The following is a 14531-nucleotide window of genomic DNA, read 5'->3' on the forward strand; positions in this document are numbered from 1 at the left end:
CAGACCCTGGCCCAGATCGAGCTGTTCACCAAGCCCGACGCGTACCCGACCGGCGTCTACACGCTGCCCAAGCACCTCGACGAGAAGGTCGCCCGCCTCCACCTCGACGCACTCGGCGTGAAGCTCACGACGCTGCGTCCGGAGCAGGCCTCGTACATCGGGGTCGAGGTCGAGGGCCCGTACAAGCCGGACCACTACCGCTACTGATCGCCACCGGAAGAATGCCGATGCCGACACGGACACGGACACGGACACCGACGCCGACGCCGACGCCGACGCCGACGCCGACGAGGTACGAACGCGATCCCGGCCTGCCCGGCCGCCTGCTGACAGCCGAGCGGGACGCGCTGATGCCGATCCTGCGTGCCACCCCTCACGACCACTTCTCCCTCCGCACCGCCTGCCCCGGCTGGACCGTCCGCGAGGTCCTCGCGCACTGCGGGGCGGCGCTGCTCCGCATCGTGGAGGGCCGCCTTGAAGAGGGCGTGTTCTCACCGGAGTCGAACGCCGCGGACGTCGCCGAACGCGCCGACTGGCCGCTGCCGCGGATCCTCGACGAGCTGGAGCGCGGCTTCAGCGAGGCCGGCCCGCGCATCGCCGCCCACGACGACGACACGCTCGACGCGGTGGCCCTGGGCGAGTGGGTGCACGCGGGAGACGTACGCGAGGCCTTCGGCGAGCCGGGGGCGTACGAGGGGGCGAGTGCGCGCTACGCCCTGCCGCTGCTCGCGGAGGCGAGCCGGCGGCGGGAGACACCGTGCCTGCACGCCCGCCTGCCCGGCCACGACGGCCCGTTGCTGCTCGGCAACGCCACCGCCGACCGCCCCGCCGCAGAGTTCCACGGCGACGTGGCGGTTCTCATCCGGATCTACTCCGGCAGACCGCTCGTCGGTACGCGGTACGAGCTGAAGGCTGCGACGGAGGAGGAACTCCTCATCTACCGCTGAGGATGGTCCACGCTACGCCGTGCTGACGATCTGGAAGGCCTCGGCGAGGCGGCCCTTCGGAAGGCCCCCCGCCCTGGCGTGCTCGGAGAGCCACTCCCTGAGCAATCCCTCCAGGTCCTCGAAGTGGGCGGTCTGTGAGGTGTGGATGCGCAGGGCGTCGACCTTGCGGTCGAAGACGGAGGTGACGTCGACGTACTGGTTGGGCGTCGGCCCTGTCATCAGCCACAGCTCGGGCACCGCCCACGGTTCGAGGCCCTCCCCTTTGAGGAGTTCGGGGTGGGCGAAGGGGTTGCGTGCCTCCGGGTAGACCGCGCGCAGTGCGGCGTCGCCGACGGCCCGGTGGTCCGGGTGGAGATCGGCGACGCGCTTCCAGTTGATCTCGGGACTGGGGATGACGGCGCGCTGCGGGCGTACCTGGCGGATGATCCGGCACAGATCGCGGCGCAGGTCCGCGCCGGGCTCCACGAAGCTGTCCGGGTAGCCGAGGAAGCGTACGTCGCGTACGCCGCTGAGTTTGGCGGAGTGGACCTGCTCCGCGCGCCGCAGATCGGCCATGGCCTGGCGTGGCAGCTGTTCGTCGTAACCGCCGGCCCCACCGTCCGTGACGATGCAGTACGTCACGCGGGTGCCCTGTCCCACCCAGTGCATCACGGTGCCGCTGACGCAGAACTCGATGTCGTCGGGGTGGGCGGCCACCACGAGGAGGCTCTCCGGGGCGGCGCGGTCGGGATGCGGGGTCGTCGCGAAGTCGGCCATGGGGCAAGCCTGTTGACCGCCGGGCGGGTTCGGCAAGCAGGGGCCGGTGGCGCGTCCACGCCATGACACTTACGCGACATCCAAAAAATTGGTAGCTTCAAAAAAGCGATCGAAACAAAACAGAGTCACCACAGAGCGCGAACCCGAATTTCCGGAGGCGACCGGCATGTGCAGGATCTTCGGCTCCTTCGCCGTCGGGGCGACCGGCCCCGAGCTGGACGCGGTGTCGGCCCGGCAACGGCACGGCGGCCCCGACCAGCGCGGAGTGCTGAGCGGCCACGGATGGTCCCTGGGGTGCGACCGTCTCGCCGTCACCGATCCGATGGGCGGACAGCAGCCCTACCAGTCGGCCACGATGCCCGGAGTGCTCGCCGTACTGAACGGCGAGATCTACAACCACCGCGAGCTGCGCCGCCGGATGACGGCGCGCGGGCACCACATCCCCGACCGGTGCGACGGGAGCCTGCTGCCCGCTCTCTACGCCGAGTACGGCCCCGGCTTCGCCGAACACCTCGACGGCATGTTCGCCGTCGCCGTGCTCGACCTGCGCGTCCGGGGCCGGGCCCGCCTGGTCCTCGCCGTCGACGACATGGGCATGAAGCCGGTCCACTACCACTGCGGACCGGACGGCGCGGTGCGGTTCGCCTCCGAGATCCCGGGGCTGCTCGCCTTCGACGGTGTGCCCACGGATCCCGCCGAGGAGAGCCTCGACACCGTGCTGGCGACGAAGACCTCGTTCGGCACCGAGACCGTGCTGCGCGGCGTGCGCGTGTTGCCGCCGGGGGCGACAGCGGTCGCGGAGGCGGGGCCGATGGCCGGTGGCGGCGGGTCCGGGCTGCGTGTCAGGCGCCGGGCCCCGCGCCCCTACGACAGCACGGTCAGCCGTCCGGCCCACGGTGCCACCGGCGCCCCCGACCTCGGTGTCCGGGATGTCCTGACCCACGAAGTGCGCCGCCTCGCCGACGCGGACGTCCCGCTGTGCGCCATCACCAGTGGCGGCCTGGACTCGGGCCTCGTCACGGCGCTCGCCGCCGAGTCCCTGCGCGATGCCGCGGCACCGCCGCTGCACACCTTCCACCTCGGCTACCAGGGCCGCTGGCCCGGCGCCGAGACGCGGCACGCGCGGGCCGTGGCCCGCAGGGCCGGCACCGTGCACCACCATGTGGCCGTCGACCCCGGTGAGCTGCCCTCGCTGCTCACCCGCACCGTGCGCCATCTCGGCCAGCCCAACGCCGACCCCATCGCCCTGAGCACCTTCGCGCTGTTCCGCGCCGTCCGCGAGGCGGGCTTCACCGTGGCGCTCACCGGCGACGGCGCCGACGAACTCTTCGGCGGCTACGACCGGATACGCACCGCGCTGGCCGCCCCCGCCGGAACCGACTGGGCCACCGCCTACACCGACGCGCTCGGCGCCGCTCCCCGTCTGCTGCGCGAACGCCTCTACACCCCCGACTACCGCGCACACATCGCCGACCGGGGCTCCGTCGCGGACCGGATCCTCGCCGAGCTGCGCGCCGCGCCGAGCGACCGGTACGCGGCCCGGGTCACGGCGCTCACGTCCTTCGAGACGCGGTGGCGGCTTCCCGCCTACCATCTGCGCCGCGTCGACCACCTCAGCATGGCCTGGGCCGTCGAGGCGCGGCTGCCGTTCTGCCAGCCGTCCGTGGCCGGGCTCGCCCGGGCCGTGCCCGCCCGCGCCCGTGACGGCAAACGGGTCCTGTACGCGGCGGGCGCGGGACTGCTCCCCGCGAGCGTGCTGAGCCGCCCCAAACAGCCGTTCACGCTGCCCCTGACCGCGATGCTCGCCCCCGGCGGTCCGCTCGTGGACGTCGTGTGCGAACTGCTCTCCCCGGCACGCCTGGCACGCGACGGACGGCTGCGCCCCGACCGGGTCCAGGCGCTGCTCGCCCGGCAGTTCGAGCGGCCCTCCGACCGGGACGCCCTCACCCTGTGGGCCCTGGCCGTCCACGAGCTCTGGACGGAGGTCGTGCGGGGGCTTCGCGTCCCGGTCGGATGCGCGGCGTGATCGCCGATGTCGTGCGCGCCGAGGGCGCCCCCGGCCCCACCCTCGTCCTGGACCGCGACCGGCTCCCCGCGGGCACCCTGGCCTCGCGGGCCGAGCTGGCCGCCGTACGGCGGTGGCTGCTGCGGACCGGCCGCGGCCACATCGGCAAGTTCGGCCTCTACGGCGTCTCCGGAGACCTGGCGCACGATCTGGACTACCGCTTCGTGCAGGCGCTGCCCGGCGGCTTCGACTTCCGTACGGGGTGCGGGCACTCACTGCTCGCCTGCGTCGTGGGGTCCGGCCTGCCCGGCGCGGTCAGAGTGCGCGCCCTGACGACCGGGGACACCGTCGAGTGCGTCCCCGAACCGGACGGCGCCCGCACGGTACGGCTGCTGCGCCCGGCCACGCCCGACTCGCTGCTGCCCACCGGCCGCCCCGTGGACCGCCTGTGCGGCGTGGCCGTCTCCGTGGTCCGCTACGGCAACCCCTACGTCTTCGTGGACGCCCGTGAGCTGGGGCTGCGCACCGAGCGGGACCTCTTCACCGCCGGGCCGGCCACGCTGCGACGGCTCGTGGCCCTGCGCGCGGCTGCCGCCCGCGTCCTCGGGTACGCGCCGCACAGCGCACTGCCCAAGATCGCCGCTCTCGGCTCGTACGACTCCGGCCGGCTCTCCGTCCGCGCCCTCACCGTCCCCTCATGGCACCCGGGCCTCGCCCTGACCGGCGCGCTCTGCCTCGCGGCGGCGGCCACGGTGCCGGGCACGCTGCCCCACCGTCTGGCCCCGCGGGGCGACTTGGCGGTCACGACTCCCGGCGGGCCGGTGGCCGTGTCCGCCATCACGGCCGCCGGTTCCCTGCGCTCCGTCGCGGTCCACCACAAGCGTGCGCACGTCCTCGAACGCGGGATCCCGCTGCCGTGGCGCATCCACGTCACGGCGTGAACGCGCAGCCGCTCGGGGCGGCCGTGCCCCGCGTTCCTCTGCCACCCTGGTGAGGTCTCACCCAATTCCGCCTCGCAGAAAAGGACTTGGGCCGAAGTTTGTCCCGACCGAGGACACCTGAGGACCCCGGGGAGAAATCAGGAAATGAAATTCGACAACCTTCGTGTGGTGGTGACAGGCGCTTCCCGGTACTTCGGCCGCGCACTCGCCATCGGTTTCGCCCATCTGGGCGCCGAGGTGTACGTCTCGGCGCGTACGGCCGAAGCCGCGGAACGCACCCGGGCCGAAGTGATGGGAACGGCCCGGGAGCGTATTCACGCCTTCGGCTGCGACCTGAGCAGGCCCGCAGAGATACGGCAGTTCGCGCGTCAGGTCGGCGAGCACACCGACCGGGTGGACCTGCTGGTCAACAACGGCGCCCGCTGGCTGGACGGAATGGACCTCGAAGAGGCTCCGGACGACCGGATCGTCGAGACGATCGAGTCGACGGCCGGCGGAACGGTCCTGATGGTCAAGCACTTCCTGCCGTTGCTCCGGCGCTCCGGCCGGCCCGACATCGTCAACATGGTCGCGGTCTGCGGCGGCGGACGGGACGGCACCGACTCGCGCGCGCACGAGGCCTTCTACGCGGCGAAAAGCGCCCAGGCGGGATTCGCCGACATCCTCTCCCGCAGGCTGCGCCCCTCCGGTGTGCGGGTCTTCTCGCTCTATCCACCGGACTACTCGGCCTCGGATCCGCGCTCCGCGGAATGGGAGAACATCGGTCATCCCGACGGCGGTTCTCATGACACGGACGAGAAACTCACCACGCAGGCCCTCTTCGAATGCGTCGTCTACGCGGTGGAACAGCCGCGCGACTGCTTCATCCGTTCCTTCCACTTCGAGCCCCGCTGAACCCGCCCCAGCATCGAACTCCGCGCCAAAGGAGGTCCCGTCCGTGAGTACCCCTCTCTGGATCACCGCGACCCCGCCCGCCACCCACGGCGAACTCCACATCGGCCACCTGGCCGGCCCCTACGTCGCCGCCGACGTGCTCGCCCGGTTCCTGCGGGCCGACGGTCAGGCCGTCCTGCTCACCACCGGGACCGCCGACCACGCCGACTCCGTCGAGGTCCGCGCCCTGCGCGGCGGGCGCAAGCCGGAGGAGGTCGCCGAGGGGTTCCGCACGGCGATCACCGCCGACTGGCTGCGCTCCGGCGTCGAGTTCGACCGCATCGTCCAGCCGCGCGGCGACCGCGGCTACACCCGGTGGATACAGGACCTGTTCGGCCGCCTGCACGCGGACGGGGTCATCGCCCCGCGCACCCGGCTGCTGCCCTACTGCGAGCCCTGCGGTCGCTGGCTGCACGGTGCCTTCGTCACCGGTGGCTGCCCGCACTGCACGCAGCCGGGGCGCGGCGGGATGTGCCGCGAGTGCGCACGACCGAACGACAGCGGCGACCTGATCGATCCGAGGTGCACCCTGTGCGGCGGGAAGGCGAAGCCGCAGCGCTGCCGCCGCCTGTACGTGCCGCTGGAACCGTTCCGCGAGACGCTCGCCGAATACTGGGCCGCCGCCGCGCTGCCGCCCCGGCTCGCCGCGCTGTGCGAGAGCCTCGTCGAGGACGGACTGCCCGACGTCGCCGTCGGCCACCCCGGGGACTGGGGCATCCCCGTCCCCGTCGAGGGCTTCGCCGACCAGCGCATCGACGGCTGCTTCGAGACCGCGGCCATGCATCTTTTCGGCTACGGCTACGACGAGGTGCCGCTCCCCGAACGTGCCGTGCACTTCTGCGGGTTCGGCCACGCCTTCTGCCACGCCGTCCTGCTGCCCGCGCTGCTGCTCGCCCAGGGCGTCAAGCTCCCCCAGGACTTCTGCGTCAACGAGACATACCGCATCGACGAACGCGACACCTGGGCCCTCGACCTGCTCACCGAGTTCGGCTCGGACACCCTGCGCCGCCACGTCCTCGAAGCCCGCCCCACGGGACGGAGCACCGAGTTCCACCGCGAGCAGCTCGCCCGCACGCGCGAGATCCTCGACACCACCTGGAACGCCTGGCTGAACCGCCTGTTCGCCGCGGTACGGGAGGAGTGCGGCGGAGTGGTGCCCGAGGCGTTACCCGGCGGCACGGGCTGGGACATCCAGCGGCGACGTCTCGAACGCGCGGTGGACGAGCTGCGTGAGGCCTACGGGCTGGAGGCGTTCGCACCGCGCCGCGCTGTCGCCCTGCTGGACGAGATCGTGCGCTCCACGGCCGACTTCGGCCACGTCAACACCCATGAGCGGCGCAGGCCGAGCGGTGCGGAGCGTCATCTGCCGCCTATGGTCGCGCAGTTGGGCGTGGCGGCCGCGCTGACCGCGTGGGCGCGCCCCGTCATGCCGGAGGGCGCGGACCGGCTCGCCGCCGCGCTCGGGATCGAGCCGGGGCGTCCGGTGTCGCTGGACGCGCTGGCCGCACCGGGGCCGGGCACGCGGCTGTCGCCGCCGTCGGGTTCGGTCTTCGGCTTCTGAACGACGCACTCCTCCCGAGCACGGCGCCGGCCGGCTCGCCCGCCGGCACTCCCCTACCGAGCGAACGAATCGCCGCGTGGCCGTGCGTCGGCAGCCATGGCGGCGACGGGACACGTGGCCCTACCCCAGGAGTCCCACGTGTCCCTGCGCATCGCCATGCTCAGCGTCCACACCTCGCCGCTGCACCAGCCCGGCACCGGGGATGCGGGCGGCATGAACGTCTACATGGTCGAACTCTCCCGGGCCCTCGCGGAACTCGGCGTCGACATCGACCTGTTCACCCGGTGCCGAGGTGAGGACCGTCCGCCCGTGGTGCCCCTCGGCCCCGGGGTGCGGGTGCGGCACCTGCGGGCCGGTCCGCGCCGTCCGCTGCCCAAGGAAGCCATGCCGGGGCTGGTCCTCGAATGCGGCCTCGCCCTGCTGCGGTCCGGAGCCGGGACGCGGGCGACGACCGAGCGCCCGTACGACCTGGTCCACTCGCACTACTGGCTCTCCGGTCAGGCGGGTTCTCTCGCCGCCGCCCACTGGCAGGTCCCGCTCGTGCACACCATGCACACGCTCGCCCGGGTCAAGAACGCCTCCCTCGCCGAAGGCGACACTCCCGAGCCCCCCGTGCGCGTTCGCGGTGAGAGCCAGGTCGTCGACTCGGCCGACCGGCTGATCGCCAACACCGCTGACGAGGCCCGCGCTTTGCGGCGCCTGTACGGTGCTCCCGCGCACCGCACCGAGATCGTCACCCCCGGCGTCGACACCCGCACCTTCCGCCCGGCCGACGGAAGGGCAGCGGCACGCGCCCGGCTCGGGCTGCCCTCCGGCGCGTTCGTCCCGCTGTTCGCCGGCCGCATCCAACCGCTAAAGGCACCGGACGTGCTGGTCCGCGCGGTGGCCGAACTGCTCCGCCTCGCCCCCGGGTTGCGCGAACGTCTCGTCGTGCCGGTGGTGGGCGGCCTCAGCGGCGCGGGTACGCGGACGCCGGGCGGGCTGCGCGAACTGTGCGCCGAACTCGGCGTACTGGATGTGATGCGCTGGGAACGCCCGGTGCCGCAGGCCGAACTGGCCGACTGGTACCGGGCCGCCGATGTGCTGGTGGTGCCCTCGCGCAGCGAGTCGTTCGGCCTGGTCGCGCTGGAGGCGCAGGCCTGCGGCACGCCCGTGCTGGCCGCCGCGGTCGGCGGTCTGCCGGCCGCCGTATGGCAAGGGGTGACGGGACTTCTCGTACGGGGACACGCCCCGGAGGCGTACGCGCGCCGTCTGTTGTGGTTCGCGCTCCATCCCGAACTGGCCGCCCCCATGGGCGTGGCGGCGGTGCGCCACGCCGAGGGGATGAGCTGGCGGACCGCGGCCGAGCGGACGTTGCGGGTGTACGAAGGCGCCCTGGCCGCCCGGGAGGCGGGAGGGGCAGGGGCGGCGGCACGCCCCTGCCCCGACGGGCGCCCCCTCCTGGAGGAACGAGGACACCGCAGCCCCAGTCTAGCACCTCTTTTGAGGTGACCAAATAACTGGTACGGTCCAGAAAGTATTGGAAATACGGTTTCAGGTACTGAAAATCCGCGACCGAAAGCGGACCGCTGACATATCCGCGCCATGACATATCCACGACGTGCGGATCCATGGATTCCAGCCCTGATACGGGACATCATTGAGTTGTCTTCACCGAACGGCCCGGCGGCACGGGCCACGGAAAGACGGAAATTCTCAATTGACATCCTGGAGGAATCATGTCCGCACCTTCCCGCGCTCAGGCTTTCCGCAAGACCGCCCGCCAGTTCACCCTCGCCCTCGTCCTGTGTGCCGGCGTCGCGGGAGGCGCGGCGATCGGGGCCGCGCCCGGGCAGGAGGGCCCTACGCACCGGGTGACGGCGGACAACGACTGGCCGACGCCGCCCTCCCCGGCCCCGGCGGCCTCCAGCTTCTGAGCCGAACAGGGACGGGCCCCGCGGTCGTTGACCGCGGGGCCCGTCCCTGTTGTGGTGAGCGCCTTTTCAGGCCTTGCGACACTCCGGGCAGGTGCCCTTGAAGACGACTTCCGCAGCGTCCATGCGCCAGCCGCGCAGCCCTTTCCTCGGCGGCGTCGGATTCTCGTACTCGACGTTCTCCACCCGCCCACAATTCACGCACAGGGCGTGCTGGTGAGGATCTCCCGCGATTTCAAAGACCGCCGTCGAGCCGGGCCGGTCGAATTTCGTGACGAGGCCGGTCTCCAGGAAGTGGCGCAGCATTTCGTACACGGCCTGGCTGGTGAGCGTCCCCAGGCGCTCCCGCGCCTTGGCCGTCAGCGCCTCGACGTCCAGGTGCTCCCCCGAGCCGAGCACTTGGAGCACCTCCAGACGGGGACTGGTCACCCGCAGGCCGACGTCGCGGAGCTGCTGGATCGCCGCCTCGCGCTCGCTCGCCACCGCTTCGCGTTCCATCATCGCCGCCACCTGGTCGGACCAAAACTTTGCGGGCATCGTACCTCTTGCCCGATCAGGACTGCCGTGGCGGAGCGGGAGGGCTCAGTCGAGCCAGCCGAGCCGGGTGGCACGCACGCCGGCCTCGAAGCGGCTGGAGGCGCCGAGCTCCTGCATCAGCTCGGAGAGCATGCGGCTGACCGTGCGGAGCGAGACACCGAGACTCCGGGCGATCTTCTCGTCCTTCATGCCGGAGGCCAGCATCTGCAGGGCGGCCCGCTGCTGCTCGGTCAGGCCGTCCCCGCCCTGCTCGCCCGTCTCCGGCGAGGCGAAGGGCGTCGCGGAGTGCCAGCAGTGCTCGAACAGGGCGAGATAGGAACGTACGAGGGCGGGGCCGCGGGCGAGGATGGCGCCGGCCGAGGGGTCCTCCGGGTCGACCGGGAGCACCGCGAACTGGTGGTCGGCGATGATCATGTTCATGGGGACCACGGGAGACAGCCGTACCTGGACGCCGATCTCGGCCTTCTGCTCCAGGTACCGCGCGTCCTCGGGCACCGCGGTGAGCCGCTGACCGAAGATGGAACGGACCTGGACGCCCCGGTCGATCTGCTGTCGGTCCCGGCTGAGGGCCCGCTCCGGGATCTCGCGTCCGCGCACCACGGGATGCATGGAGGAGAGGCCGTCCTGCACCGTGTCGGAGATGTCCTTGAGCACCTGCTGGATGCGCCGGTAGTCGGAAAGGATCTCCACCTCGACTCCGGACGCCCGGGCCACGGTCTCGGCCCGAAGGTAACTGCCGGCCAGCGTCTCCAGCGCGCTGTAGGACCGGTCGGCCTGGTACAGATGGTCACGCAGCCTGCTCCGCTCATGCTCCAGCAGGCGCAGCAGGGCGATCTCGGGGGCGATGACGGTCACCGCGTCGGACTCGGCCTCGGGGGTCTGGCCCTCCTGGAGCTCGAGCCGGTTGGCGTGTTGCCGCCCCGTCGGGACGACGAGGCCGAGGCGCAGCAGTTCGTCGCGACATCGGTCGTGCTCCTCCTGCGCCAGCTTCATCTCGGCGGCGACCTCTTTGAAGCTGGAAGCGCCGCGGGCACGCAGTTCCTGGTAGAGGGAGAGAGCCTGTTCAGTGGACTGCGCCCCGTTGCCGCCACTGCTTTTGACCACCGCGAAGAAACCCCCCTTGTGATTCTGCGAGTTGCCCCCATCACACATTGTCACAGGCCCAGTGGTGGCTCTCCGCTCTTGATTCGCGATGTGACGCGTGTCACTCAACAGCCCGGCACACCACGAGGACGCTGCGGGTCCGCCGGTCCAGCCACTGCTGGCGCAGGTCGGCGATGCGCAGCCCCGCGGCGTGCAGCTGCTCGGTCAGGTCTCCCTGGTCGACGATCCACTTGACGGTGGTGGCGACCGTCTGCCGTATCCCGGACCTGCCGGAGCGCTCCACGCAGTAGGTGACGCGCTCGCTCATGGCGGCCGGGTCGAACTCCTGCCGGGCGACGACCCGCTCGGTGACCCCGTCGAACCGCGGTACCTGGAAAGCCCAGGAACGGCACGGGTGTTCGGCGAGGCCCGCCGCGTCGTGCGCGGTGTAGTCGAGGGCGACCGCACCGTCGGCACCCAGGTGGGAGACGATCTCCTGGAGCAGCCTGGGCCTGGCGTATGGCGGCACGGCCGCGATCATCGAGCCCGCGAGCAGGGCGAGTTGGTAGTCACGGTCGAGTCGCAGCGCGGTGAGTTCGCCGCGGTGGGTCGTGATCCGGCGCCGCACGCGCGGCCCGAGCCGGTCGGCCCAGGCACACAGCCGGCGCAGACTGTGCGCGTCGCGGTCGACCGCCTCGACGGTGAAACCGTGGCGGGCGAAGGGCACGGCGAGCCGCCCGTAACCACTGCCCAGGTCCAGGACCGGACCACCGGTGACCCTCGCCAGCCGCAGATAGTCCACGATGTCGCCGCTGAAGGGACCCAACAGGGTGTCATGCAGCCAGAGTTCGTCCTCCGAGTGCGGCGACACCGACTCGAGGCCCGGCAGGCGGGCGGGGAAGGCCGGGGCAGGCAAGGAGGGAAGGGGCCGAGACGGCGGGACCGGGTCGAGCGCGGGCGCCACCGGCGCACCGGTCTGTGTGTGCATCGCTCCTCCAGGTGGCTCGACCGGTCCCTGCCGTCAGGACTCGACGTGCCCCGTGCCGCCGGGGCGCGCCGTCGGTCACCATCGTGTCCCGGGCGGGAAGTCCCGGGCCAGCCGAGGCCGCTGCACATCCACGCCAACGCGCGAACACGCCACCGAGGACTTCAGCCGCCGGGGGCTTCAGCCGCCGGGCTTCACAGAGGGCGGCGCAGGCGCTGTCCCGTGCCGGTGAATCCGTGCGCGGCGTAGAAGGGAAGGGCGGGGTCGGCCTCGGCCTGCAGACTCACCGACTGGCGTGCGGCCCCGTGGAGCAGCATCCGCTCGGTGGTCGCCACCAGCAGAGCGGAGCCGACCTTCTCACGCCTCCGGTCCGGCACGGTGCACAGTACGTACAACTCGCCTTCCCCGTGGGTCGGGACACCTCCCGCGACCGCGCCCAGAATGCGGCCACCGGTGTCGGTGGCGACCAGCCAGCCGAGCCAGCCGGGAGCGCCGCCGGGAATTGCTATTTCCGCGTTGATACGCGTGAGCGAGCAATTGGTATTGACCAGGCGCCGTGTCGTCGTTTCCCCCAGCAGCGACGTGTAGCTCTCACGGATCACCTCGGCGAGCAGCCGGGATATCGTGGGACCTTCGGCGAGAGCCGCCGGCCGCACCTCCACAGGGTGCATCTTTTCCGTACCTCCCCGAGGGGGACAGCGACAGCCCTGACACCCCAACGGCCCCACAGTACCGCCGAATTGCCATTTCAAGGCAAAGAAATGACAACTACTAATTTCCTAAGTTGGACCGTAGTTTTCAGGGTTATCCGGGAATCGAACAACACGCGATGAGCAGCGGCACGAGCGCCCCCACGGCGGCGGCGGCCGCGAACAGTCCACGCAGCACCGGATGGCCGGCGGTGTGCGGGGCGAGGATGCGCCGCACCCGCAGCACGGCGGACGGCCCTCCCGCCGCGAACGAGGCGGACGGCGCCTGCCCGGAGGCCATCACGTACAGCGCGGTCGCCAGCGCGTCGCGCGAGCACCGGCGCAGGGCCCGGTCGTCGGCGGCCATCTCCAGGAGCAACCGCATCTGCCTGCGGGCCTCACCGCCCAGCGGCAGCCACCGGTAGACGGACCCGCACGCTTCGGCCGCGGCGACCAGCAGGTGATGCCGGCCGCTGATGTGCGCACGCTCGTGCGCCAGCACCGCCGTCAGCTGTTCGTCGGTCAGCACCTTCAACGCTCCGGAGCTGACCACGACTTGAGGGGAGCGGCCCGGCAGGCAGTAGACGACCGGGGTCTCGTGCTCCAGCAGTGTGGCGTCGAGCCGGGGCTGCCGCCTGCCCGTCAGCCGCAGCACCTCCGCGTGACCGGCCCGGCGGCGGCGTGCGCCGAGCAGTGCGCGCACCCAGGCGACGAGGGGTACGAGCGGGACCAGGGCGCCCGCCGCCAGCGCGCCCGCCTCGGCGGGCGACAGCCCGGCCAGGTCCGCCGCCGAAGGCCAGGGGGCACCCGTGCCCGGCAGACAGGCGGCGAGCAGAGCGGGCAGCCGGTGACCGCTTCCCGACGGCATCAGGAACTGCGTCAGCGCGACCGCCGATGACAGCGTGAAGACGACGGCGAGACCGCACCAGGCGACCACCGCGAACCGCGGCGCCTGAGACGGCCAGCGGGCGCGACTCAGCAGCAGCGGGACGAGGACACCGGCGGCCAGGACCACCGCGAGGGGCGGCAGGACGTGGTGGTTCAGCGGCAACCAGAGCGGTTCGGCCGGTCCGTCGATCACGAGGCGCCCTGGTCGTCCCGCGCCCCGTCCCGGCCGCCCTGTCGGTCCACCGTGCGCAGGGCCGCGTCCAGAGCGCGCATGTCCTCGTCGGACATGTGCTCGACGAAGCGCAGCAGAGCGGCCGGCCGGTCCTCGGCGGAGACGAGTGCGTCCCGCATCAGACCGGCGGTGTAGTCCTCGCGGCTGCGCTCAGGTTCGTACATCCAGGCGCGTCCTGATTTCTCGCGGCGCAACCAGCCCTTGCGGTACAGGATGTCCGCCACCGTCATGACCGTGGTGTACGCCACGGGCCGGGCGCGGTTGATGTCGTCGACGACCTCACGGACCGTGGCCGGCCTCCCCCAGCGCCATAACCGGTCCATGATCTCGGCTTCAAGATCCCCGAGCCGCCGCATTCCTCCCCCTCCTCATGCCTTCCTCGGCCTGTCCCCTGCCTTCTTGTGCGGGACGCGTCATATCGTACGGACCACGCCTACCAGATACCCCCTACGGGTACCTTGGGTCGCATGAAACCGATACACGAGATCGCCCTCCGGGGAACGAGCCGCCCCTGCGCGACGGCATGCGGACCGGGAGCGGCGGAGCTGGTGGTGCTCCGCCGGGTACTCGGGCTGTGTCTGCGCCTGAGCCTCCGGCTGTCCGGTGACTGCCCGTCACACAGGGGCGGCTGAGTTCCGCGGTCGCGTCATGTCCTGATGAGCCGGGCGATGGCCCTGGACGCCTCGTCGACCTTGGCCCTCGCCTGCTCGCCGCCCTGCACGATCGCCTCGGTGACACAGCAGTTGAGATGCTCGTCGAGGAGGGTCACGGCGCAGGACTGCAACGCGGCGTTCACGGCGGAGATCTGGGTGAGGACGTCAATGCAGTACGTGTCCTCCTCCACCATCCGCTGGATGCCCCGCACCTGCCCCTCGATACGCCTCAGTCGCCTGACGACATCGTCCTTGTGGTTCTGGTAACCAGCCATGGTCGCTGCCTCGCCCTCACTCGCCCGCCGCCTGGAATCGGCGCAGGCGTAGGGAGTTGCCGACGACGAAGACGGAGGAGAAGGCCATGGCGGCTCCGGCGATCATGGGGTTGAGGAGTCCGGTGGCGGCGAG

The 14531-nt window shown here is 71.7% G+C and carries 16 protein-coding genes; 8 read left to right on the top strand and 8 right to left on the bottom strand.

Annotation, left to right across the window (positions count from 1 at the left end):
• The coding region (locus AB0959_RS52215; protein ID WP_366834073.1) for an adenosylhomocysteinase at positions 1 to 207 on the top strand (207 nt) is incomplete at its 5' end.
• A 20-nt stretch (positions 208 to 227) separates the two neighbouring features.
• Positions 228 to 947, top strand: coding sequence for a maleylpyruvate isomerase family mycothiol-dependent enzyme (locus AB0959_RS52220; RefSeq protein ID WP_366834074.1), 720 nt, complete (start codon positions 228 to 230; stop codon positions 945 to 947).
• Between the two features lie 12 nt (positions 948 to 959).
• Here AB0959_RS52220 and AB0959_RS52225 read toward each other — a convergent pair whose 3' ends face one another.
• Positions 960 to 1703 carry a PIG-L deacetylase family protein gene (locus AB0959_RS52225; RefSeq protein ID WP_366834075.1) on the bottom strand — a complete coding sequence of 248 codons (744 nt, stop codon included), beginning with the start codon at positions 1701 to 1703 and terminating at the stop codon, positions 960 to 962.
• 166 nt (positions 1704 to 1869) lie between these two features.
• On the opposite strand from AB0959_RS52225, the gene asnB reads away from it, so the two are divergent.
• From asnB to AB0959_RS52255, 6 genes are all read left to right on the top strand, one after another.
• Positions 1870 to 3729, top strand: coding sequence for an asparagine synthase (glutamine-hydrolyzing) (gene asnB, locus AB0959_RS52230; RefSeq protein ID WP_366834076.1), 1860 nt, complete (start codon positions 1870 to 1872; stop codon positions 3727 to 3729).
• Positions 3726 to 4649, top strand: a complete 924-nt coding sequence (locus AB0959_RS52235; RefSeq protein WP_366834077.1) for a PrpF domain-containing protein — start codon at positions 3726 to 3728, stop codon at positions 4647 to 4649. Before asnB ends, AB0959_RS52235 begins: the two co-directional genes overlap by 4 nt.
• 144 nt (positions 4650 to 4793) lie before the next feature.
• Entirely contained in the window at positions 4794 to 5543 is a 750-nt protein-coding gene (locus AB0959_RS52240) for an SDR family oxidoreductase (RefSeq protein ID WP_366834078.1), read from the top strand.
• A gap of 43 nt (positions 5544 to 5586) precedes the next feature.
• Positions 5587 to 7143 (top strand): class I tRNA ligase family protein, encoded by a 1557-nt coding sequence (locus tag AB0959_RS52245; RefSeq protein WP_366834079.1) that lies wholly within the window; start codon positions 5587 to 5589, stop codon positions 7141 to 7143.
• A 156-nt stretch (positions 7144 to 7299) separates the two neighbouring features.
• A complete protein-coding gene (gene mshA / locus AB0959_RS52250) occupies positions 7300 to 8634 on the top strand; it encodes a D-inositol-3-phosphate glycosyltransferase (RefSeq protein ID WP_366834088.1) in 1335 nt (444 codons plus the stop codon).
• Between the two features lie 227 nt (positions 8635 to 8861).
• The gene (locus tag AB0959_RS52255) at positions 8862 to 9059 is read left to right on the top strand and encodes a hypothetical protein (protein ID WP_366834080.1); all 198 of its coding nucleotides are present in this window, start codon (positions 8862 to 8864) and stop codon (positions 9057 to 9059) included.
• 66 nt (positions 9060 to 9125) lie between these two features.
• On the opposite strand, the gene AB0959_RS52260 is transcribed toward AB0959_RS52255, so the two are convergent.
• The 7 genes from AB0959_RS52260 to AB0959_RS52290 all read right to left on the bottom strand — a co-directional run bounded on the left by AB0959_RS52260 (position 9126) and on the right by AB0959_RS52290 (position 14398).
• Entirely contained in the window at positions 9126 to 9593 is a 468-nt protein-coding gene (locus tag AB0959_RS52260) for a transcriptional repressor (protein ID WP_366834081.1), read from the bottom strand.
• A 45-nt stretch (positions 9594 to 9638) separates the two neighbouring features.
• Positions 9639 to 10697: a LuxR C-terminal-related transcriptional regulator gene (locus AB0959_RS52265; RefSeq protein ID WP_366834082.1), complete on the bottom strand. Its 1059-nt coding sequence runs from the start codon at positions 10695 to 10697 to the stop codon at positions 9639 to 9641.
• Positions 10698 to 10797: 100 nt separating this feature from the next.
• Positions 10798 to 11664 (bottom strand): class I SAM-dependent methyltransferase, encoded by an 867-nt coding sequence (locus AB0959_RS52270; protein ID WP_366834083.1) that lies wholly within the window; start codon positions 11662 to 11664, stop codon positions 10798 to 10800.
• Positions 11665 to 11855: 191 nt separating this feature from the next.
• A complete protein-coding gene (locus AB0959_RS52275) occupies positions 11856 to 12332 on the bottom strand; it encodes a GNAT family N-acetyltransferase (protein WP_366834084.1) in 477 nt (158 codons plus the stop codon).
• 133 nt (positions 12333 to 12465) lie between these two features.
• Positions 12466 to 13431, bottom strand: coding sequence for a M56 family metallopeptidase (locus AB0959_RS52280; protein WP_366834085.1), 966 nt, complete (start codon positions 13429 to 13431; stop codon positions 12466 to 12468).
• Positions 13428 to 13826 (bottom strand): BlaI/MecI/CopY family transcriptional regulator, encoded by a 399-nt coding sequence (locus AB0959_RS52285; RefSeq protein WP_366834086.1) that lies wholly within the window; start codon positions 13824 to 13826, stop codon positions 13428 to 13430. Before AB0959_RS52285 ends, AB0959_RS52280 begins: the two co-directional genes overlap by 4 nt.
• Positions 13827 to 14116: 290 nt before the next feature.
• Positions 14117 to 14398, bottom strand: a complete 282-nt coding sequence (locus tag AB0959_RS52290) for a metal-sensitive transcriptional regulator (protein WP_366834087.1) — start codon at positions 14396 to 14398, stop codon at positions 14117 to 14119.
• Between the last annotated feature and the right edge of the window lie 133 nt (positions 14399 to 14531).

Source organism: Streptomyces sp. NPDC046862 (assembly GCF_040704615.1).
In the GTDB taxonomy this organism is placed as follows: Bacteria; Actinomycetota; Actinomycetes; order Streptomycetales; family Streptomycetaceae; genus Streptomyces.